General features: G+C 66.7%; 19 protein-coding genes and 1 tRNA gene. 6 read left to right on the plus strand and 14 right to left on the minus strand.

Annotated elements, in window-relative coordinates; genetic code table 11:
* Positions 1-40: 40 nt before the first annotated feature.
* Complete coding sequence (gene queA / locus ACZ5CM_RS08530) at positions 41-1,105, minus strand: tRNA preQ1(34) S-adenosylmethionine ribosyltransferase-isomerase QueA (protein ID WP_464637643.1); 1,065 nt, start codon at positions 1,103-1,105, stop codon at positions 41-43.
* A gap of 149 nt (positions 1,106-1,254) precedes the next feature.
* The gene (locus ACZ5CM_RS08535; RefSeq protein WP_464637645.1) at positions 1,255-2,142 is read right to left on the minus strand and encodes a MurR/RpiR family transcriptional regulator; all 888 of its coding nucleotides are present in this window, start codon (positions 2,140-2,142) and stop codon (positions 1,255-1,257) included.
* A 138-nt stretch (positions 2,143-2,280) separates the two neighbouring features.
* Between ACZ5CM_RS08535 and ACZ5CM_RS08540 the strand changes: the two genes are divergently transcribed.
* Positions 2,281-3,081: a beta-keto acid cleavage family enzyme gene (locus tag ACZ5CM_RS08540; RefSeq protein ID WP_464637647.1), complete on the plus strand. Its 801-nt coding sequence runs from the start codon at positions 2,281-2,283 to the stop codon at positions 3,079-3,081.
* Between the two features lie 29 nt (positions 3,082-3,110).
* Positions 3,111-4,430 (plus strand): aspartate aminotransferase family protein, encoded by a 1,320-nt coding sequence (locus tag ACZ5CM_RS08545; protein ID WP_464637649.1) that lies wholly within the window; start codon positions 3,111-3,113, stop codon positions 4,428-4,430.
* 109 nt (positions 4,431-4,539) lie between these two features.
* Here ACZ5CM_RS08545 and ACZ5CM_RS08550 read toward each other — a convergent pair whose 3' ends face one another.
* From ACZ5CM_RS08550 to mtnA, 6 genes are all read right to left on the minus strand, one after another.
* Positions 4,540-4,971, minus strand: coding sequence for a universal stress protein (locus tag ACZ5CM_RS08550; protein ID WP_464637651.1), 432 nt, complete (start codon positions 4,969-4,971; stop codon positions 4,540-4,542).
* Positions 4,968-7,580 carry a TRAP transporter permease gene (locus ACZ5CM_RS08555; RefSeq protein ID WP_464637653.1) on the minus strand — a complete coding sequence of 871 codons (2,613 nt, stop codon included), beginning with the start codon at positions 7,578-7,580 and terminating at the stop codon, positions 4,968-4,970. The genes ACZ5CM_RS08550 and ACZ5CM_RS08555 overlap by 4 nt, the downstream gene beginning before the upstream one ends.
* Positions 7,581-7,720: 140 nt before the next feature.
* Positions 7,721-8,689: a TAXI family TRAP transporter solute-binding subunit gene (locus tag ACZ5CM_RS08560; protein WP_464637655.1), complete on the minus strand. Its 969-nt coding sequence runs from the start codon at positions 8,687-8,689 to the stop codon at positions 7,721-7,723.
* A 46-nt stretch (positions 8,690-8,735) separates the two neighbouring features.
* Positions 8,736-9,602 carry a MurR/RpiR family transcriptional regulator gene (locus tag ACZ5CM_RS08565; protein ID WP_464637657.1) on the minus strand — a complete coding sequence of 289 codons (867 nt, stop codon included), beginning with the start codon at positions 9,600-9,602 and terminating at the stop codon, positions 8,736-8,738.
* A gap of 169 nt (positions 9,603-9,771) precedes the next feature.
* The gene (locus ACZ5CM_RS08570; protein ID WP_464637659.1) at positions 9,772-10,434 is read right to left on the minus strand and encodes a class II aldolase/adducin family protein; all 663 of its coding nucleotides are present in this window, start codon (positions 10,432-10,434) and stop codon (positions 9,772-9,774) included.
* Positions 10,431-11,528 carry an S-methyl-5-thioribose-1-phosphate isomerase gene (gene mtnA, locus ACZ5CM_RS08575; RefSeq protein WP_464637661.1) on the minus strand — a complete coding sequence of 366 codons (1,098 nt, stop codon included), beginning with the start codon at positions 11,526-11,528 and terminating at the stop codon, positions 10,431-10,433. Before mtnA ends, ACZ5CM_RS08570 begins: the two co-directional genes overlap by 4 nt.
* A gap of 228 nt (positions 11,529-11,756) precedes the next feature.
* Between mtnA and ACZ5CM_RS08580 the strand changes: the two genes are divergently transcribed.
* Complete coding sequence (locus ACZ5CM_RS08580) at positions 11,757-12,512, plus strand: 3-hydroxyacyl-CoA dehydrogenase (protein WP_464637663.1); 756 nt, start codon at positions 11,757-11,759, stop codon at positions 12,510-12,512.
* Between the two features lie 35 nt (positions 12,513-12,547).
* On the opposite strand, the gene ACZ5CM_RS08585 is transcribed toward ACZ5CM_RS08580, so the two are convergent.
* Positions 12,548-14,380 (minus strand): ABC-F family ATP-binding cassette domain-containing protein, encoded by a 1,833-nt coding sequence (locus ACZ5CM_RS08585; RefSeq protein WP_464637665.1) that lies wholly within the window; start codon positions 14,378-14,380, stop codon positions 12,548-12,550.
* Between the two features lie 133 nt (positions 14,381-14,513).
* On the minus strand, positions 14,514-14,924 hold the full coding sequence (locus tag ACZ5CM_RS08590; protein ID WP_464637667.1) for a SufE family protein: 411 nt from the start codon (positions 14,922-14,924) through the stop codon (positions 14,514-14,516).
* A gap of 141 nt (positions 14,925-15,065) precedes the next feature.
* Here ACZ5CM_RS08590 and ACZ5CM_RS08595 point away from each other — a divergent pair, with 141 nt between their 5' ends.
* Positions 15,066-15,587 (plus strand): hypothetical protein, encoded by a 522-nt coding sequence (locus tag ACZ5CM_RS08595; RefSeq protein ID WP_464637669.1) that lies wholly within the window; start codon positions 15,066-15,068, stop codon positions 15,585-15,587.
* 49 nt (positions 15,588-15,636) lie between these two features.
* Here ACZ5CM_RS08595 and rnd read toward each other — a convergent pair whose 3' ends face one another.
* The 3 genes from rnd to purM form a co-directional block, all read right to left on the minus strand.
* Complete coding sequence (gene rnd / locus ACZ5CM_RS08600; protein ID WP_464637671.1) at positions 15,637-16,800, minus strand: ribonuclease D; 1,164 nt, start codon at positions 16,798-16,800, stop codon at positions 15,637-15,639.
* 122 nt (positions 16,801-16,922) lie between these two features.
* Positions 16,923-17,516: a phosphoribosylglycinamide formyltransferase gene (purN, locus tag ACZ5CM_RS08605; RefSeq protein WP_464637674.1), complete on the minus strand. Its 594-nt coding sequence runs from the start codon at positions 17,514-17,516 to the stop codon at positions 16,923-16,925.
* Complete coding sequence (gene purM / locus ACZ5CM_RS08610) at positions 17,513-18,568, minus strand: phosphoribosylformylglycinamidine cyclo-ligase (protein WP_464637676.1); 1,056 nt, start codon at positions 18,566-18,568, stop codon at positions 17,513-17,515. Before purM ends, purN begins: the two co-directional genes overlap by 4 nt.
* 108 nt (positions 18,569-18,676) lie before the next feature.
* Here purM and ACZ5CM_RS08615 point away from each other — a divergent pair.
* Positions 18,677-18,752 (plus strand) — tRNA-Ile (locus ACZ5CM_RS08615).
* A 197-nt stretch (positions 18,753-18,949) separates the two neighbouring features.
* On the opposite strand, the gene hisN is transcribed toward ACZ5CM_RS08615, so the two are convergent.
* Complete coding sequence (hisN, locus tag ACZ5CM_RS08620) at positions 18,950-19,750, minus strand: histidinol-phosphatase (RefSeq protein ID WP_464637678.1); 801 nt, start codon at positions 19,748-19,750, stop codon at positions 18,950-18,952.
* Between the two features lie 224 nt (positions 19,751-19,974).
* Here hisN and ACZ5CM_RS08625 point away from each other — a divergent pair, with 224 nt between their 5' ends.
* Positions 19,975-20,982, plus strand: coding sequence for an ABC transporter substrate-binding protein (locus tag ACZ5CM_RS08625; protein ID WP_464637680.1), 1,008 nt, complete (start codon positions 19,975-19,977; stop codon positions 20,980-20,982).
* The last annotated feature ends 27 nt before the right edge of the window (positions 20,983-21,009 follow it).

Below are 21,009 nucleotides of genomic sequence, written 5' to 3' on the forward strand. Positions count from 1 at the left end.
CACGACACCGGGGGGTCGCAAAGCGACCGTCGGGCGGATTTCAGCCGTCCCCGGCCACAGAAGGGATCAGCAGCGAGGCATCGCCATAGGAAAAGAACCGATAGCGCGCACGCACCGCGTGATCGTAGATCCGCATGATCCGCTCCCGCCCCATCAGCGCCGAAACCAGCATCATCAGGGTCGATTTCGGCAGGTGGAAATTGGTCATCAGCGCATCGGTCACGCGAAACTCGAAACCGGGATAGATGAAGATGTCGGTCTCGCCCTCCCACGGGGCGATGGCGCCGCCGCGGGCGGCACTCTCGATCAGCCGCAGCGCGGTGGTGCCTACCGGAATGACCCGCCCGCCCGCCGCCTTCGTGGCGGCGATCTCGGCGGCGGCGGCGGCGCTGACCCGTCCCCATTCGGCATGCATCCGGTGGCGGGTGACATCCTCGACCTTGACCGGCAGAAAGGTGCCCGCCCCCACATGCAGGGTGACGTGGGTGAAAGCCACGCCATGGGCACGCAACCGCTCCAGCAGCGCCTCGTCGAAATGCAGCGAGGCAGTGGGGGCCGCCACCGCCCCCGGATTGCGGGCAAACACGGTCTGGTAATCCACGCGGTCGCGCTCATCCGCAGCCCGACGCGCGGCGATATAGGGCGGCAGCGGCATAGACCCGGCTCGCGACAAGGCCTCGTCGAAGGCCGCCCCCTCGAGGTTGAAGCGCAGCTCCCCCTGCCCCTCGCCCTTCGCCACCAGTTCGGCCCGCAACCCGGCGGCGAATTCGATTTCTTCGCCGACCCGCACCTTCTTCAACGGCTTGAGCAGCGCGCCCCATGTGCCGGCCGGGCGCGGAGCGAGCAGCGTCACCTCGATCCGCGCCGCGGTTTCCCCGTGCGCCCCGCTCCGTCGCCGCAAACCGTTCAGACGCGCCGGAATCACCCGCGTGTCATTCAGCACCAGCCGGTCGCCCGGACGCAGCCAGCAGGCCAGATCGGCCACACGCGAATCCATGATCCGCGCGCCCTCGGCCACCAGCAGCCGCGCCGCCGTGCGCGGCACCGCCGGCCGGGTGGCCACAAGATCCTCGGGCAGATCGAAATCGAAATCGCTCAGTTTCATGGGCGCGTGATAATCCGCATTCACCCCGGGGGAAACCTTCTTCCCCACCCCTCTTCCTCTTGCCCCAAATACTCCGGGGGAGTCGCCCGGCACGGGCGACGGGGGCAGCGCCCCCGCCCGACTCCCACAATTCCACCCGGCACGAAAAACTAATGTTTTTTCGTGGTGCTCCAGTAGACGTTATGTTCCCTGCGCAGGGTTTCATACGACCTGATTCGCTGCCGCGCTGCTTCGCCCCCGCGATCCACAAGCCGGGCCAGCAGCACCTCAAGCACCGCGGCCACGCCGGAAAAGCAGCCGAAATGATGCTGGCTGAGGGCCGAGACCACGATCACCACCTCGGGTTTCAATTCGGGCGCGACGATGTCGGAATCGGACACCAGCACCAGCCGCATTCCACGTTCCTGCGCAAATTCGCAGGCCTCGATCGTTTCGCGCGAATAGGGGGTGATGGTAATCGCAAGGATCGCATCGCCGGCGCGGGCCTCGTTCAGGTCATCCATGGCGCTGCCCATGTGGCGGGGAATGAGCTTCAGCGACGGCACCGCCATGCGCCCCACATAGTGAAAATAATAGGCCATGGCATAGCTTGCCCGCACGGCGGTGACATAGACCGACGGCGCCGACAGCAGGATCGAGGCCGCCCGCTCCAGCGCCTGCGGAGAAAGTCGCTCCAGCGACCGCTTCACGATCGACAGGGAATTGAGCGACACCTCGGCCTGGAACCGCCCCGCCTCTCCCTGCCCCCGCAGATCGTCCAGCCAGCGACCCTGCGCGCCCGGGTCGGTCGTCGCCACAAGGGCATGGCGAAACGGCTCGCGCAGCTCTTCGAACCCTTCGAAACCCAGCTCCGAGGCGATGCGCACCAGGGTATAGGTGCTCACCCCCGCCTTGCGCGCAGTCTCGCGGATCGGGTCCAGCCCGAAATCGGCCGGGTTGTCCACGATGTACTTGGCCGCCAGCCGCAGCCGCGGCGAAAACCGTTCCATCCCCGCCTTCAGCCTGGCAATCGTGCGCGATTTCAATGCCGGGTCCATCCCGCGCCTTCCCGATTCAGCGATCCCGGATCGACCAAATACATAACAAATGTTCTTTTTGAAATCAAATTCCATTTGATGTAATTTCCGCCACGGCAATCGGCATCCCCCGGCAGCCCGATATGGCAGGACGCAGACATGACACGACTCTATTCCCTGATGGTGGCCCCGAACGGCGCCCGACGCGGCAAGACCGATCACCCGGCCCTGCCGATTACCGTGCCCGAGCTTGCCGCAACCGCCCGCGCCTGCCAGGCCGAAGGCGCCGACGCCATTCACCTGCATGTGCGCGACGAAGAGGGGCGGCATTCGCTCGACCCCGGTCGCTATCGTGCGGCGATGGCCGCCATTGCCGAGGCTGCACCGGGCATGGCGGTCCAGGTCACCACCGAATCGGCGGGCCGCTTCGACGTAGCGGCGCAACTGGCCTGCCTGGAGGCCCTTCGCCCGGCCCGGGCCAGCGTCGCGCTGCGTGAAATGGCCCGCGACCCGGCGCTGGCCGCGCGGCTTTACGCGCTGGCCCGCGAAAGCGGCACTCGCATCCAGCACATCCTGTATTCGCCCGAATGCGTGGCAAGGTTCGAAGACTGGCGCGCGCGCGGACTCATCGCCGAGGACCGGCCCGAGGTGCTTTTCGTTCTCGGCAGCTACGATCCCCCACGCCCGGCCCGCCCCGCGCAGCTGGCCCGTCTTCGCGCCGGGCTGAAAACCCCCGTGCGCTGGACCGCCTGCGCCTTCGGCCCGACCGAACGCGCCTGCCTGATCGAGGCACTGCGCCAGGGCGGAAACGTCCGCATCGGCTTCGAAAACAACCTGCACGGACCCGACGGTGTCCTGCTGCCGGACAACGCCGCCAGCGTGCAGGCGCTGGTCGCGGCGGCGGCGGCCGAGGGCTTTACCCCGCGCGGCCTTGCCCGAATGATTCCCCTGTCGGCCTGACCTGCCCATCCCCGAAAAAGGAACCCTCCATGTCCCACGTCTTTCCCCGCCATACCAGGTCGCAGCCGCCGGTCGCCGTCGGCGGCGAAGGCTGCTACCTGTTTGACGCGCAGGGCAAACGCTATTTCGACGGCTCCGGCGGGGCGGCGGTGTCCTGCCTCGGGCATGGCGACCCCGAAATCATCGCCGCCGTGCAGCGCCAGGTGGAAAAACTGGCCTTCGCCCATACCGGCTTCTTTACCTCGGAACCGGCCGAGGCGCTGGCCGAGCTGCTGATCGCGCAGGCGCCGGGCGAACTCGACCGGGTCTATTTCGTTTCGGGGGGCTCCGAGGCGACCGAAGCCGCGATCAAGCTTGCCCGCCAGTATTTCGTCGAGATCGGCCAGCCCCAGCGGCGGCACCTGATCGCCCGCAGGCAAAGCTACCACGGCAACACGCTGGGCGCGCTTTCGGCGGGCGGCAACGAATGGCGGCGCGCCTGCTTCGCGCCGCTGCTGATCGAGGTCAGCCACATCTCGCCCTGCTACGAATATGCCGAGCGGCGCCCGGATGAGACCGCCTTCGACTACGGCCAGCGGGTCGCGCAGGAGCTCGAGGACGAAATCCTGCGGCTGGGCCCCGACACGGTGATGGCCTTCATGGCCGAACCCGTCGTCGGCGCAACGCTCGGCGCGGTGCCGGCGGTCGAGGGCTATTTCTGCCGCATCCGCGAGATCTGCGACCGCTACGGCGTGCTGCTGATCCTCGACGAGGTGATGTGCGGCATGGGACGCACCGGACACCTCTTCGCCTGCGATCATGACGGCGTGGCCCCCGACATCCTGTGCATCGCCAAGGGGCTGGGCGCGGGCTATCAGCCGATCGGGGCGATGCTGTGCTCGAAGACGATCTACCAGGCAATCGAGGCCGGCTCCGGCTTCTTCCAGCACGGGCACACCTATATCGGCCACCCCGTCGCCACCGCCGCCGGGCTGGCGGTGGTGAACGCCCTGCTGGGGCGCAATCTGATCCCGCGCGTGCGCGAGATGGGGGAAAGGCTCGACGCCGCCCTGCACGAGCGCTTCGGCCAGCATCCCCATGTGGGCGACATTCGCGGGCGGGGGCTGTTTCGCGGTATCGAACTGGTCGAGGATCGCGACGGCAAGACACCCTTCGCCCCCTCCCGCGGGATTGCCGCACGAATCAAGGCCGCCGCCTTCGAGGCCGGGCTGATCTGCTACCCCATGGCCGGCACCCGCGACGGCCGCCAGGGCGACCACATCCTCCTGGCCCCCCCCTTCATCATCACCGACGAGCAGATCAACGAAGTCACCGACAAGCTGGAGACCGCGATCTCGGCCGCACTCTGACACCGCCGCCGCAGCACGCGCCGTATCTTTTCTGGCTGAAAATATCCCGGGGAGCGCGAGGGGCTGGCTCCTCGCCCCCGCCGCCCGCCAACCCCGCGACCACGCGTGGTCAGCGAACCACGTACACCGAACAGGGCGCGTGCCGCACGATTCGCGAAGCATTCGACCCCAACAGGTAGTCGCGCAACTCCGGCGCGTGCGACCCGACGACGATCAGGTCGCTGCCAGCCTCCTTCGCCACGCGCAGCACCTCCCTGTAGACCTTGCCGACGGCGACCTCGTGGCGCACCTTTTCGTTGACCGCATCGCCCAGCACCTCGCCCACATGGGCGGCCAGCGCCCGCGCGGTCCGGTCGCGCAACGCGTCCTGGTACCCTTCGGGGAAAAAGGAGGAAACCTCGCCGGCGCCGAAATCGGGCACCACCGTCACAACGTCCAGCTGCGCGCCATGATGGCGGGCAAGATCGGCAGCGACGCGAAGCGGCCGGTCGTCCGGCTTCGGCTGGCTCATGTCGATGGCGCACAGGATTGAACGGATCATGCCGTGACCTCCTCTGTCTTGCCGGCGCGGCGGCGTTGCAAAAGGGCGATCCCGCCCAGCAGAAGCAGTGCCGGAATGAACATCAACTCCTTCGGCAACCCCTCCGAGGGCTCCAGCACGACGACGATGCGCACCGGTTCATCGCCGTAGAAATCGAAATTCTGGAGCTTCTCGAAGAACGGCTTGCCGGGGAACGGCTCTTCTATCTTCAGCACGCCGTCCTCTTCGTACACCGTCAGGCCGGGAACGGCGAGACGCTCTTCGCCCGTCGCTCCTTCGGCAATGTCGAGCGTGTAATGCGATTCCCGCAACTCCCCGGTGTCGAAATCCGGCCCGCTGATGACCAGCCGCATCTGCGTTCCCGGTTCGGCCCGGCCGACTTCCCCGACGAAGGCCGCGGGCGGAATCTCGCGCCACGGATCCTGCACCATGTTCATGAAGAAGCCGGGCCGGAACAGGGCAAAGGCGATCAGGATCAGCGCCACGCTCTCCCACATGCGCGATCGGGTGACGAACCAGCCCATCGTGCCGGCGGTGAAAACCAGGATGCCCACCGTCGAGACCAGGAACACGATGATCCCCTGCCACCAGGTCACGTCGATCAGCAGCAGGTCGGTGTTGAAGATGAACACGAAAGGCAGGGCGACGGTGCGCAGGCTGTAGAAGAAGGCGATGAAGCCGGTGCGCATCGCATCCCCCCCCGACACCGCGGCGGCGGCGAAACTGGCAAGCCCTACGGGTGGGGTCACATCGGCCATGATGCCGAAATAGAACACGAACAGATGCACCGCGATGAGCGGCACGATCAGGCCGGAATTGGCGCCCAGCTGGACTACCACCCCGGCCATCAGCGAACTGACGACGATGTAGTTTGCCGTGGTCGGCAGCCCCATTCCCAGGACCAGCGACAGCAGCGCGACGAAAAGCAGCATCAGGATCAGGTTGCCCCCCGACAGGAATTCGACCAGATCGGCCATCACCTGCCCAACCCCGGTCAGAGTCACCGTACCCACGATCACCCCCGCCGTGGCCGTTGCCAGACCGATGCCTATCATGTTGCGGGCGCCGTCGATCATTCCCTGGACGAGTTCCTTAACCCCCAGCGCGAAAGCGTTCGCCAGCTCGCTTTCGCCCCGGAAGGCCGCCTTGATCGGCCGCTGGGTCAGCAGGATCGCGAACAGCAGGAAGGTGGCCCAGAAGGCCGACAGGCCTGGGGATTTCTGCTCGATCATCAGGAAGTAGACCAGCACGACGATCGGGAGCAGATAGTAGAGCCCGCTCTTGTAGATGCGCGCCACGTCGGGCAGCTCGACCACTTCTGCGTTCGGGTCGTCCGGCTCCAGGTCCGGCTCGCGCGCGGCCACCCACAGAAGGCTCACATAGGCCAGGAAGGTCAGCGCCGCGAGAATCCAGCCGCTGCCCTCGGGTACCATCGCCACGATCCAGCGCACCGGATACTGCACGCCATAGCTGAACCCCGCGAAGGCGGCGAAGAAAAGGGCCATGCCGGCAACGGTCCGGCCGATGTTCACAACCTTGCCGCCCAGCGTCGGCAGGTTCTGCTTCACCGCCTCGAGATGCACGATATAGACCAGCGCGATGTACGAGATGATCGCCGGCAGAAAGGCATGCTTGATGACCTGCACGTAGGATATGCCCACATATTCGACCATCAGGAACGCCGCCGCGCCCATGACCGGGGGCATGATCTGGCCATTGACGGAACTGGCCACCTCGACCGCTCCGGCCTTTTCGCTGGAAAAGCCCACGCGTTTCATCAGCGGGATGGTGAAGGTGCCGGTGGTGACCACGTTGGCGATCGACGACCCCGAGATCAGCCCCGTCGCGGCCGATCCAACCACCGCCGCCTTCGCCGGACCGCCACGCAACGCGCCGAGCGCGCCGAAGGCCATCTTGATGAAATAGTTGCCCGCACCCGCCTTCTCCAGCAGCGCGCCGAACAGCACGAACAGGAACACGAACTTGGTGGACACGCCCAGGGCAATGCCGAACACGCCTTCGGAGGTGATCCACATGTGGCTCATCGCCTTCTTCAGCGAAGCCCCCTTCCAGCGGATCACGTCGGGCACCCAGGTGGACGAGCCGAAAAAGACGTAGAGAAGAAAGATCGTCGCGATGATCGCCATTGCCGGGCCGAGTGCGCGTCGCGCGGCCTCGAACAGCAGCACAAGCCCCACGAGCGCCACCCACTTGTCGGTGTCATCGGCCAACCCGCCCGAGTTCACCAGCTTCTGGTAGAAGAAATAGCCGTAAAGCGCGATGAACGCCCCCGCCAGCGCCATGATCCAGTCCTGCACCGGGATCCGGTCGCGCGGGCTGGAGGCGAGCGCCGGATAGGCCATGAAGGCAAGAAACAGCGAGAACGCAAGGTGGATCTGGCGGGAATTGTTGATCACGTCGCCCGGCAGCACGATATTGGCCACCGGCGAGGCCAGGAGGACCTGAAACAGCGACCATAGCAAGGCCACGGCCGCCAGCATCGTGCCGACCGCGCCCGCGGGGCTGCGTGCCCCGGCATCGGTTGCGGCCACCAGTTCCTGAAGTTCCTCTTCGGTCAGTTGGCGACCGGTGCTTCGGTTTTCCGTCATCCCTCGGGCTCCCTCGGCCGGCGTTCGCGCGCCGTCGGATTGTTCAGGCATCCGGGGATCGGGCACATTCCCCGGTCAACACTGGATCGGGCGCGGCCGCATGCGGCCGCGCCCCTCCCTGTCAAGTCCATTCGGGCCGGTTACTTGATCCAGCCGCGCTCCTTGTAGTACTTCACCGCCCCCGGATGCAGCGGGGCGGACAGGCCGTCCCTGATCATTTCCTCTTCCTTGAGGTTGGCGAATGCCGGGTGCAGTTTCTTGAAGTCGTCGAAGCTGTCGAAAACCGACTTCACCAGCCAGTAGACGGCATCCTCGCTCACCTTGTCCGACGTCACCAGCGTGGCGCCCACGCCGAAGGTCTTCACGTCATCGGGGTTGCCGCGATACATCCCGCCGGGGATCGTGGCATAGCGGTAGAACGGATTCTCGGCCACCAGCTTGTCCACCGCCGGGCCGGTCACGTTCACCAGGACCGAATCGCACGAGGTGGTGGCCTCCTGGATCGAACCGGAGGGATGGCCGACGGTATAGACCATCGCATCGATCTGGTTGTCGCACAGCGCCGCCGACTGCTCGGCTGCCTTCAGCTCGGTGGCCAGGGCAAAGTCGTCGGTGGTCCAGCCCATCGCCTCCATCAGCACTTCCATGGTGCCGCGCTGGCCCGAGCCGGGATTGCCGATGTTCACCCGCTTGCCCTTGAGATCATCAAAGGTCCGAATGCCGGAATCGGCACGGGCGACCACAGTGAACGGTTCGGGATGGATCGAGAAGACCGCGCGCAAACCCTCGAACGGGCCGGCATCCTTGAACTTGGAAGTGCCGTTGTAGGCATGGTACTGCCAGTCCGACTGGGCCACGCCGAATTCCAGCTCGCCGTCGCGAATGGTGTTGATGTTGTACACCGACCCGCCGGTCGATTCGACCGAACACCGGATGCCCGATTCCTTGCGGTTCTTGTTCATCAGCCGGCAGATCGCGCCGCCGGTCGGGTAGTAGACGCCGGTCACGCCGCCCGTACCGATGGTGATGAACTCCTGGGCCATGGCCACCGGGGCCGCCACCATGGATGCGGCCAGAACCGCCCCGCCCAGTTTCAGTCGTGCAAACATGAAGTACTCCCTTCTGGTTGTGTTTGACTTCGTCGTTTCCGGATTTTCAGTCGGCCCAGAACTCGCCCAGGCTTCGGTTGCTTTCCTCGACTTCGCGAATGCGAAGGCTCGGGTTCCGCTCGGATTGCGCCACCAGCATGGCGATCATCGTTTCCATCAGGACCAGCGTCGCGGCGTATGACGAAAAGAACTGCGGGCTGTCGGAGGGAACGATGAAATGGCAGGTCGCGGACCCGATCGCGGGGCAGGCATGGCTGTCGGTGATGAGGATGGTCTGCGCCCCGCGGCTGCGGGCTGTCTCGGCCGCCACGATGGCGCGCCGGGCATAGGGCGCCTTGGTCACGATGAGCAGCACGTCATCGGCCTCCATCGAGGCCAGCGCCGAGCCCAGCGATGCCCCCATCCGCCCCGCCAGCGTCCAGTTCGTGGCGAAATAGTTTGCCAGGTAGGACATGTATTCGACGATCCCGGTCGAACCGAAGGCACCGAACAGGATGACGTTGCGCGCCTGCTCCAGCGCGTCCACCGCCTGTTGCAGGCGCCGGCGGTTCACGTCCTGCACAAGCCGGGTGATGTTGCCCATGCAGGCCGCCGCCTGACGGTCGAGCATGGCCTCGCAGGACCCGGCCTGCGCCTTGAGCAACGCCGCCTTCTCGGAGAACGAGAAAACCCGGCTTCCGACCGCTTCGCGCGACTGCTCGCGCAACTCTTCGTAGCTGTCGAACCCCAGAACCCGGGCCAGACGCGAAAGCGTGGCGGGCGACACGCCGCTTGCCGCCGACACCGACCGCAGCGACCGGGTGGCAATGTCCACCGGGTTGTTCACCACGTAATCCGCCGCATCCCGCAGCCGCGCGCTCAGATTACCATAGCAGCCGGCAACCCTGTCCTCTATCGAGATGGCCCGTTTCACGAATCCCTCCTGCGAGGGCGGATTGTTCATTTGTTTTAGAACAAGTCAACCAAGGAAACACATGTTTCCACATCCTGGAAGCCACATCACCGCCCTTGCGGAACGCACCGGCACCGCCGCTTCGCCAGGCAGACCCGGTACGGGAAATTTCCGCCCTTCTGCCCGGGGCTCAGCGGGACTTCAAGCCGTAATTCGCGAACGCCGCCATGACCTCTTCGATCTGGGCGTCGGTCAGAATGTTCTGCGCCCCGATCATCCGGCCGATGACATGAACGCGCGCCAGCGCCTCCAGCTCGACCATCCGCCACAGCGCCTTTTCCAGAGTCTCGCCCACCACCACGGCACCGTGATTGGCCATCAGGCAACCATGCCGGTCGCGCATGGCACGGGCAACGTTTTCGGAAAGCTCCTCGCCGCCGAACGGCGCGTAATCCGCCACCGGAACCGACGACCCGCCGAAGGCCGCCACCATGTAATGACAGGCGGGAATCGCCTCGCGCGCGATGGCCAGGGCGGTACAATGGGCGGGATGGGCGTGAACGACGGCATGCATCCCCGGCTTGTCCCGCAGCAGGCGCTTGTGAAACCGCCACTCGGTCGAGGGCGCCGGCCCCTGCGCAGGCATCTCGTCGCCCTCCAGCGGCAGCGCCACGATCATCTCAGGGGTCATCGCCTCGTAGGGCACGGCCGAGGGCGTAATCAGCATCACCTCCCCCGCCCGCACGGAAACATTGCCCGCGCTGCCCTGGTTGATCCCCTGCACATTCATCCGCAGGCAGGTATCGATGATCGCCTGCCGGATCTCGGTGCAATCCTCATAGGGCGGGGTCACGGCGCCGCCCTCTCGGGAAACAGCTCCGCCAGCCCCTCGGCCGTGGCCGGGCAGATGCCGCGTTCGGTGATCAGCCCCGTCACCAGCCGCCCCGGCGTGACGTCAAAGGCGGGATTGGCGGCGCCGGTACCGTCGGGCGTCACCCGGACCGAACCGACGGACCCGTCCGCCAGACGCCCCTGGACATGGGTGACCTCCTCCGCGGCGCGCTCCTCGATCGGGATTTCGGCCAGACCGTCCCTTACCGTCCAGTCGATGGTGGGCGACGGCAGGGCAACATAGAACGGCACCCCGTTGTCCCGCGCCGCCAGCGCCTTGAGATAGGTGCCGATCTTGTTGCACACGTCGCCCGTCCGCGTGGTGCGGTCGGTGCCCACGATCACCATGTCCACCAGCCCGTGCTGCATCAGATGGCCACCGGCATTGTCGGCGATATAGCTGTGCGAAATGCCGTGACTGCCCAGCTCCCACGCGGTCAGAGCCCCCTGGTTGCGCGGTCGCGTCTCGTCCACCCAGACATGCACCTCCAGCCCCGCATCATGAGCCTGATAGATCGGGCTGGTGGCCGTACCCCAGTCCACCGTCGCGATCCACCCGGCATTGCAATGGGTCAGGATCCGCACCGGCTCTCCCGCCCGCTTGCCCGCAGCAATACCGCGTATGATCTCCAGCCCGTGCACCCCGATACGGCGGTTGATCTCGACGTCCTCGTCGGCAATCTCCTGCGCCAGCGTCAACGCCGCACCGGCACGGTCGGCCGGCGGGATCGGCCGCAACACGTCCCGACACCGCTCCAGCGCCCAGCGAAGATTGACCGCCGTGGGCCGCGTGGCATTCAACGTCACGCAGGCCGCCTCCAGGCTCTGGTCGGACGGATCCGCGCGCATCGCACAGACCACCCCGTAGGCCGCCGTGGCCCCGATCAACGGCGCCCCGCGCACCCGCATCTGGACGATGGCGTCGACGAAATCCTGCAACGCCGCCACCGGCTGCACCCGAAACTCGTGCGGCAACCAGCGCTGGTCGATGATCTTCAGAACCTCCTCGCCCTCATCCCACCACAGCGAACGGTAATGCCTGCCACCTACCTTCATGGGCCCCTCCTCTGCTCCAGCCTGCCCTCGCCTCCTGCCCCGAGGCAAGTCCGAATACAAGAGCTCCGCCCCTTCCTCTTGCCCCAAATACTCCGGGGTGAATGCGCGCCGCCACGGCGCGCAGAGGGGCAGAGCCCCTGACCACCCCGACACGCCGCCCGCAACCGCTGGACAGCGCAACCGCATCGCGTCTAAATGAACGCATGTTCAAATGACGGGAGCGAACCCATGCAACTTTCCACGACCGCCGCGGTGATCACCGGCGGCGCCTCGGGCCTTGGCGAAGCCACCGCCCGTCACATCGCCGCCCATGGCGGACAGGTCACCATCCTCGACCGCGATGCCGAACGCGGCGAGAAACTCGCCGCCGAGATCGGCGGCCATTTCGCCCGAACCGATGTGACTGACGAATCCTCGGTGCAGACGGCCATCGCCCATGCCATGAAGGCCATGGGCCGCATCACCGCCTGCGTCAACTGCGCCGGCATCGCCTACGGCATCAAGACCGTCGGCCGCGACGGCCCCCACCCGCTGGATGCCTTCCGCCGCACCATCGACGTCAACCTCGTGGGCACGTTCAACGTCTCCCGCCTGGCCGCGGCCGAGATGACACGGAACGACCCCGAACCGGACGGCGCCCGCGGGGTGATCATCAACACTGCCTCGGTCGCGGCCTTCGACGGACAGAAGGGACAGGCCGCCTATTCCGCCTCCAAGGGCGGCATAGTCGGCATGACCCTGCCGATGGCGCGCGACCTGGCCTCCTCCGGGATCCGGGTGATGACCATCGCCCCGGGCATCTTCAAGACCCCCATGCTGGCCGGCCTGCCCGAAGAGGTCCAGAACCAGCTCGCCGCCGACGTGCCCAACCCGCCGCGACTGGGAGATCCGTCGGAATATGCCCGCCTGGCGGGCTTCATCATCGAGATGGGCTACCTCAACGGAGAAGTGATCCGCCTCGACGGCGCGCTCAGGATGCGCTGAAACCGCCACCCCATGCACAGACCGGCGCGGCGAATTCACCCCGCCGTGCCGGTCCTTTCGGCCTTCTCGGCCAGGACCAGCCACTCCTCCTCGGCCGCAGAAAGCCTTTCCTGCCGCGCCACCAGCGCCTCGGTCGCCTTGCGGAATTTCACCGGTGCGCGGGCGAACAGATCGGGATCCGAAAGCAGCTCCTGCAATTTCGCAATCTCCGCCTCAAGCCGCCCGATCTCATCCGGCAAGACCTCAAGACGGTGCTTCTCGGTAAAGGTCAGGCCCGGCCTTGCCGCTGGTTTCCGGGCCGGCACCTTCTTTATCTTCGCCTTGGATCCTCTTGATTTTTCGGACTTCTCCGAACCAGAGGCCTGCCTTTGCAACTGATAGTCCGACCAGCCGCCGGCATAGGCAACCGCCCGGCCGTCCCCTTCCATCGCGATTGTTGCCGTGGCGACCCGGTCCAGGAAATCCCGGTCATGGCTGACCAGCAGAACGGTGCCGTCGTAATCGTCCAGAACCTCCTGCAGCAGGTCCAGCGTCTCCACATCCAGATCATTGGTGGGCTCGTCCAGAACCAGAAGGTTCGAGGGCCGCGCCATCAGCCGGGCCAGCAGCAACCGCGCCTTTTCACCCCCCGACAAGGACCGTACCGGGGCGCGGGCCTGTCGCTCGTCGAACAGGAAATCCTTCAGATAACCGACCACATGGCGGGGGCGCCCCCGCACCATCACCTGGTCCGACTGCCCCGACACCCGCATGCCCGGATCATGGGTGAGACTGTCCCACAGCGTCACATCAGGATCCAGCTGCTCCCGCGCCTGATCGAACACCGCGATTTCCAGATTGGTGCCGTGGGTCACCGTCCCACTGTCGGGAGCAACCTCGCCCAGCAACATCTTCAACAGTGTCGTCTTTCCCACGCCATTGGGACCGACAAACGCCACCCGATCCCCCCGCATCACCGTGAGCGAGAAGTCCCGGCAGATCAACTTGTCCCCATATGACTTTGAAATTCCTTTGGCTTCGATCACCTTGCGCCCGGATTTCGGACCGCTGTCCAGGCTCAGCCCGGCCACGCCCTGCCGCCGGATCTGCGCCGCCCGCTCGGCCCGCATCTGCTGCAGACGCCGCAGCCGGCCCATGTTCCGCTTGCGCCGGGCGCTGATGCCCTCCACCGCCCAGCGACCCTCGGAGCGGATCCGCCGATCCAGCTTGTGCCGCGCCGAATCCTCTTCGGCCCAGACCCGGTCGCGCCAGGCCTCGAACTGCCCGAAACCTTCGTTCAACCGCCGCAATCTTCCCCTGTCCAGCCAGAGCGTTACCCGCGTAAGCGCACGCAGGAACGCGCGGTCGTGGCTGATGATGACGAACCCCGCCCGCGTCGCCTTCAACTCGGCCTCCAGCCACAGCACCGCCTCGATATCCAGATGATTGGTCGGCTCGTCCAGAAGCATCAGATCCGGCGCCTCGGCCATCAGCCGAGCCAGCGCCGCCCGCCGCCGCTCCCCGCCCGAGGCCGTCTCCACCGCGCGAGCGAGGTCGAATTTCAACCCCTCGCCGGCCCGCTCCACCCGGTAAAGCTCGCCCGGCTCCAACCCGGCGGCAGCAAAATCGCCCAGCGTGGCGTAACCGGACATGTCGGGATCCTGCTCCATGTATCCCACGCGCATGCCGGGGCCGGGGATGACCTCGCCCGCATCCGCCTCCACCAGCCCGGCCATCACCTTCATCAGAGTGGACTTGCCGGACCCGTTGCGCCCGACAAGGGCCATCCGGTCCCCCGGCTGCACCACCAAGTCAAGCCCCGCAAACACCGGCTCGCCGCCGAATGTCAGCGAAATCCCCGACAATTGCAAAAGAGGAACGCGTGCCATGACTGCGGGCTAGCGCGCACATGCCAGCCCGTCAACGCCCCTCACCTTCCTCTTGCCAAAAATACTCCCGCCGGAGGCACGCGGCGCCCCGCGTCCGCGCCTGCGGTCGGGCCGGTTCCCGTAACCGGAAACCTCAGGCATGTTCCAGCGCAACGGCACGGATCCGTTCGACCATCGACCGGACCCCGTTCGAGCGCTGCGCCGAGAGATGCTCGTTCAGCCCCAGCCGCGCCAGTTCGGCCTGGGCGTCCACCCGTGCCACCTCGCCAACCGGCAGACCGTTATACAGCGCCCGCAACACCGCGATCAGACCGCGCACGATCATCGCGTCGCTGTCGCCGTCGAAACGGAAGATGCCGTCCTCGATCACCGGGTGCAGCCAGACCTGGCTGGCGCAGCCGTGAACCTTCGTGGCCGGCACCTTCAGCGCCTCGTCCAGAGGTGCCATGGCCCGGCCCAGCTCGATCACGTGGCGATACCGGTCCTCCCAGTCGTCGAGAAACTCGAAATCCTCAACGATCTCCTCAAAGGCGGGGCTGGCCATGGGTGTCTCTCCGGGCATTTCCTGGTGCCGTTCTGACCTAGGACGCCCCCGCCCCGCTGTCCAGCCCCCGCCTTGCGGCTTTTCAACCGCTGCCGGATGCGGTAACCGATGGGCACGAGGCGACAGCAACCACGGCAGGACATGATGCACAGACCGATCCCGCTCCTTCTGGCCGCCAGCCTGATCCTGGCCGGCTGCAGCGGCTGGAGCAACTCGCGCGTCAATCCCGCCAACTGGTTCGGCGGCCGCGACAAGGCACCGGCCGCGACGTCGGGCGAAACCAACCCCCTGATGCCCGCCTCGGCCGGCCGCAACCTTCTGGCCCGCCCCACCCCCGAGGACCGCAGCGTGCCGATCGCGCGGGTCACCGTGCTGCGGGTCGAACCCACGCCCAGCGGCGCCATCATCTATGCCGAAGGCGTGGCCGAGCGGCAAGGGCCGTATCAGACCGAGCTGCGCCCGATCCCACCCGCCGACGGCGACCGGAAGGACACCCTGTCCCTGTCTTTCCGCGTGGTCTATCCGGCCAACCCCACCGATGTCGGGAACGAACGCAGCCGCACCGTGCACGAGGCCCTGACGCTGTCACGCAAGGAACTGGAGGGGATCCGGACGATCCGCGTGACGGGCCAGGAAAACACGCTGCAGACACGCCGCCGCTGACAGGCCGAACGACCTGCCTCGCGCTCGGGGCGCGGGAAAGCGGACCGGTTCAGAGCTCGATCACCCGGACACTCTGCCCCTTGGCGGCCAGACCGATGCGTCCTTCGCACAGGCGCAGCGCATCGGCGCCGAACACCTCGCGCCGCCAGCCCGACAGCGCCGGCACGTCGCGCCGCCCGGCGGCAATGGCATCGAGATCCGCACTCGGCGCGATCAGCCGCGCCGCCACCCCGGCCTGTTCCGTCCTGGCCTTGAGCAGAACCCGCAGCAGGTCGGCCAGTGCCGGGTTGACCTGCATCCTGTCGCGCCCGCGATCCGGTTGCGGAAGCTTGTCCGGCGGGCAGTTCACCCCTCGCTCCACCGCGGCCAGGATTCCTTCGGCGATCGGCCCCTTGCGGGCCTCGCGCAACAGCAGCCGCGAGGCGCCCAGGTCAGCCAGGGTGCGCGGCCGGGTCGAGGCCAGCTCGACCAGAGCATCATCCTTGAACACACGGCTGCGGGGAATGTCCTTCTCCTGGGCATAGGATTCGCGAAAGGCCGCCAGTTCCCGCACCACTGCCAGGAATTTCGGCGAACTGGTCCGCGTCCTGATCCGCCGCCAGGCTTCTTCGGGGCGGATGTCGTAGGTCGCCGGGTCTGTCAGGGTCTGAAGCTCTTCGGCCACCCAATGCGTGCGCCCAGTCTGTTCCAGCTTCTCGGCAAGGAATTCGTAGATCCGGCGCAGATGCGTCACATCGGCCAGCGCATAGGCCTTCTGGGCATCCGACAGCGGCCGGCGCGACCAGTCGGTAAAGCGCGAGGTCTTGTCCAGCGACGTCTTCACGATCTTGCGCACCAGCGTCTCGTACCCCGCCTGTTCGCCGAACCCGCACACCATCGCCGCCACCTGCGTATCGAAAAGCGGTTTCGGAAAGATCCCCCGATCGACCCAGAAGATTTCCAGGTCCTGCCGGGCGGCGTGGAACACCTTGACCACGTTCTCGTCCAGGAACAGCTCGTACAGCGGATCCAGCGACAGATCATCACCGGCCAGCGGGTCCACAAGCACCGCGTCCCCTTCCCCGTCCTGTCCGGGCACCGCCATCTGGATCAGGCAGAGCTTGGAGAAATAGCTCCGCTCGCGCATGAACTCGGTATCGATGGTCACATAAGGATGCGCGCGCGCCGCCTGACAGAAGTCACGCAGCTGCTGCGTCGTGGTCAAGGTAAGCATTCAATTCGATATCTCGTTCCTGAGGTTCGTCACGCGGCGGATTCCTGCCGGCGCATCACGCTCTCATAGGCCGAAGCGCAGGACAATGCAAACCGCCCCCGGCACCGGGACAGGAAAGGGATCTACAGAAGGACCGGCCGGCGGTCGCCGGCGGCAAAGCGGCGCAGCACCGCCGGGTAGAGGCGGTGCTCCTGCACCAGCACCCGCGCGGCAAGCGTCTGCGGCGTGTCGCCGGGCTGCACCGGCACCCGCGCCTGCCCGAGGATGGGCCCGTCGTCCAGCTCGGCCGTGACCTCGTGCACGGTGCAGCCATGTTCGCGCTCGCCCGCCTCAAGCGCACGAGCATGGGTATGCAACCCGCGATATTTCGGCAGCAGCGAGGGATGGATGTTCAGCATCCGCCCTTCCCAGCGGCGCACGAAATCGCCCGTCAGCACCCGCATGAAACCGGCAAGGCAGAGGATGTCCGGTTCAACCCTGTCCAGTTCCGCCTGGATCGCGGCCTCGAAGGCCGCCCGGTCCCCCTTGAAGGGGCGATGATCCACCACCGCCGTTGCCACACCCAGCGCGCGGGCCTTTTCCAGCCCCCCGGCGGCCGGATCGTTGGCCAGCACCAGCACCGGGCGGGCCGGATGCGCCGGATCGGCCATGTCCTCGACCAGGCGCACCATGTTCGAACCCGAACCCGAGATCAGGATCGCGACGCGCTTCTTCACCGCAGGCTGCCCGAATAGCGCACGCCCTCGCCCGCGACGACCGCGCCGATGCGGACCACTTCCTCGCCCGCCTCCTCCAGCCCCGAGGCCAGCGCCTCGGCCCGGTCGGGGGCGCAGACCACGACCATGCCGATGCCGCAGTTGAAGCTGCGCAGCATCTCCGAATCGTCGATGTTTCCGGTTTCGGCCATCCAGGCGAACACCGCCGGCAGATCCCAGGCATCAAGGTCGATCTCGGCCCCCAGCCCCGGACCCAGCACCCGCGGCAGGTTCTCGGTCAGCCCGCCGCCGGTGATATGGGCCAACGCATGAACGCCGCCCGCGCCGATCGCGGCAAGCGCCGGGCGCACATAAAGCCGCGTCGGCCGCAGCAGCACCTCGCCCAGCGTTCCGCCGCCAAAGGGGCTGTCGGCCTCCCAGCCCAGCCCGGCCCGCTCCACCAGCCGCCGCACCAGCGAATAGCCGTTGGAATGCACGCCCGAAGAGGCCAGCCCCAGCAGCACGTCGCCCTCGGCCACGGGCCGGGGCAGGCCCTGCCCGCGCTCCATCGCGCCCACGGCGAATCCGGCCAGGTCGAAATCGCCCGGAGGATACATGCCCGGCATTTCCGCCGTCTCGCCCCCGATCAGCGCACAACCCGAGCGCACGCAGCCCTCGGCGATGCCTTCGATGATCCGCGCGGCGACCTCGGTGTCCAGCCGGCCAGTGGCGAAATAATCGAGGAAGAACAGCGGCTCGGCCCCCTGGCAGACAAGATCGTTGACGCACATGGCCACGAGATCGATGCCCACGCCGCCGACATTGCCGGTATCGATGGCGATGCGCAGCTTGGTCCCCACCCCGTCGGTGGCCGCCACCAGCACCGGGTCGACAAACCCCGCCGCACGCAGGTCGAACAGCGCTCCGAAACCGCCGAGCCCCCCGGTCACGCCGGGCCGGTCGGTGCGCCGGGCGGCGGGCTTGATCCGCTCGACCAAGGCATTCCCCGCCGCGATGTCCACGCCGGCCTGCGCATAGGTCATCCCCGTCTTGCCCGTCTTGCCCGCTGTCATGGCTTGCTGTCCTTCTGGCTGTCGGTTGCCGGCGGGTTAGTCCATTGCGCGCCGCCTTGCAACGTCTCACTTGACGCGCCCGGGGTTCGTGTTACGCAGGGACGCGGCGGGCCCGTAGCTCAATGGTCAGAGCAGAGCGCTCATAACGCTTTGGTTGCAGGTTCGAGTCCTGCCGGGCCTACCATGCGTCCGTTCCTATCTCGGCCCTGCAAGAACGAAACCGCGGGCCGGGACCGGCGCCGGCGGACGTGCGGTCCGGGGCATGCCGCGTCTGATCACATACACCCTTCCCGGGGCGCTTGCGACCCGGGCATGCGCCCGCCCGGGCGGCCGCATGCCCTCGCTCTTCAGCCCGCTGAAACCACTCAGACGCGACACGCCCTATGCCGGGGGCCGGTCCATCAGAGCAAGAATCTCATCATGCAGCGCCGGGCTGGCCGCGGCCACCACGTGACCGGACGACTCCAGCCCCAGCGGCGTCCCGCGCCAGTCGGTGATGACCCCGCCCGCGCCTTCGATCACCGGCACCAGCGCCAGGTAGTCATAGGGGTGCAGGCCCATCTCCACCACCGCGTCCACGTGGCCCGCGGCCAGCAGCCCGTAGGCGTAGCAGTCGCCGCCGAAGCGGCGCATCAGCGCCCCCGCGCTGACCCGCTCGAAAGCGGCCCGGCCGGCTTCGTCGAACATGTCGGGCGAGGTGGCGTAGAGGCGGGCATCCTGCAGCCGGGTACAGCCGCTGGTGCGGCAGGGCGCGTCGTTGAACCGCGTCGGCCGGCCCCTGACCCCGACCCAGCATTCGTCCAGAGCGGGCATGAAGACGACCCCGACCACGGGCCGCCCGCCGACCAGATGCGCGATCAGCGTCCCGAAGGTGGGCATCCCGGTGATGAAGCTGCGGGTGCCGTCGATGGGATCCACCACCCAGATGTTTTCCCGGTCGAGATTTTCCTGCCCGTGTTCTTCGCCGAATATGCCGTGATCGGGCCAGCGGCGATTGATGCGCGCCCGAATCGCGGCCTCCATCCGCCTGTCGGCAATGGTGACCGGAGAAAGGTCAGGCTTGCTCTCGACGGTCATGGGACGGCGGAACCAGGACATGGCCTCGGGCGCGGCCGAGCGCGCCAGCGCCACGGAAAATTCCGCCAACTCATTCAGATGCAGTGCCTTTTTGCGCTCTTCCATGGGGACACCCCCGCCCTGTCGCTGCGATCGTTCCAGATGGATACCAATGCGCATGCACCAAAAATCGTTAGACAAAAAGCAAAAAAATGCAAAACTGCACAATTATCCTCATTGCCCGGCCCGCCGGGCAGAGGCCTGCGGGGAATACGAGAAAAACCGAACCCGCCCGGAACAGGGGCGCCCCCGCCACCGAAGGGGGCCGCGTCACAACATGGAGGAAGACGATGAAGAACTGGGTCAGGAACACGGCGGCGGCGATCATGGCGTGGTCGATGGCCGGCATGGTGTCGGCCGGATCGATCACGGTCTATACCGCGCTGGAGGAAGAGGAGATCGCCGACTACATCGCCGCCGCCAACAAGGCGATGCCCGACATCGAGATCAACGTGCTGCGCCTGTCCACGGGCAAGCTGGGTGCGCGAATTCTGGCCGAGGCCGGCAATCCGCAGGCCGATGTGATCTGGGGCTGGGCGGTCACGGCGATGATGGATCCGCGCATCCTAGAGATGCTGGAACCCTACCAGGCGAAGGGCTCGGAGGTGCTCGATTCGGCCTTCCGCGACCCGCAGGGCCGCTGGTTCGCGCCCACCGGCTACATGGGGGCCTTCTGCGTCAATACCGAGCGGCTCAGGCAGAAGGGCCTGCCGATGCCGAAAAGCTGGAAGGATCTGGAAAACCCCGCCTTCAAGGGCGAGGTGCTGATGCCCGATCCCAATTCCTCGGGCACCGGCTATCTGCATGTCATCGCGGTGCTGCAGTCGCTGGGCGAAGAGGAAGGCTGGGCACAGCTTGCGCGCATCGACCCGAACATGGCGCAATACACCTCGTCGGGCTCCAAGCCCTGCAAGGCCGCGCGGGCGGGCGAATACACGGTGGGCATCTCGCTGGCCTTCACGGCGCTGAAGTCCATCGAGGCCGGCTATCCGCTGGCCATGGTCTTCCCCGAAGGCGGCGTGGGTTATGAGTTGGAGGCCTCGGGGCTGATGAAGAGCTCGGACAACAAGGAGGATGCCAAGCGCTTCCTCGACTGGACCATGTCGCCCGAGGCGATCTCGCTCTACGGCAGCTTCAAGGCGCTGGTGACGGTGCCGGGGGTGAAGCCGCCCGAGGCGGCGGTCAAGGCCGGTCTGCCGGCCGACATCAGCACGGTTCTGGCGAAGATCGACTTCGCCGATTCGGCCGCACGCCAGATCGAGATCAAGAAGAAGTGGAAGGAAATGTTCGGCCGCTAGGCCCCGGCCGACCGGCGGGGGCCACGC

This window comes from Piezobacter thermophilus (genome assembly GCF_055386745.1).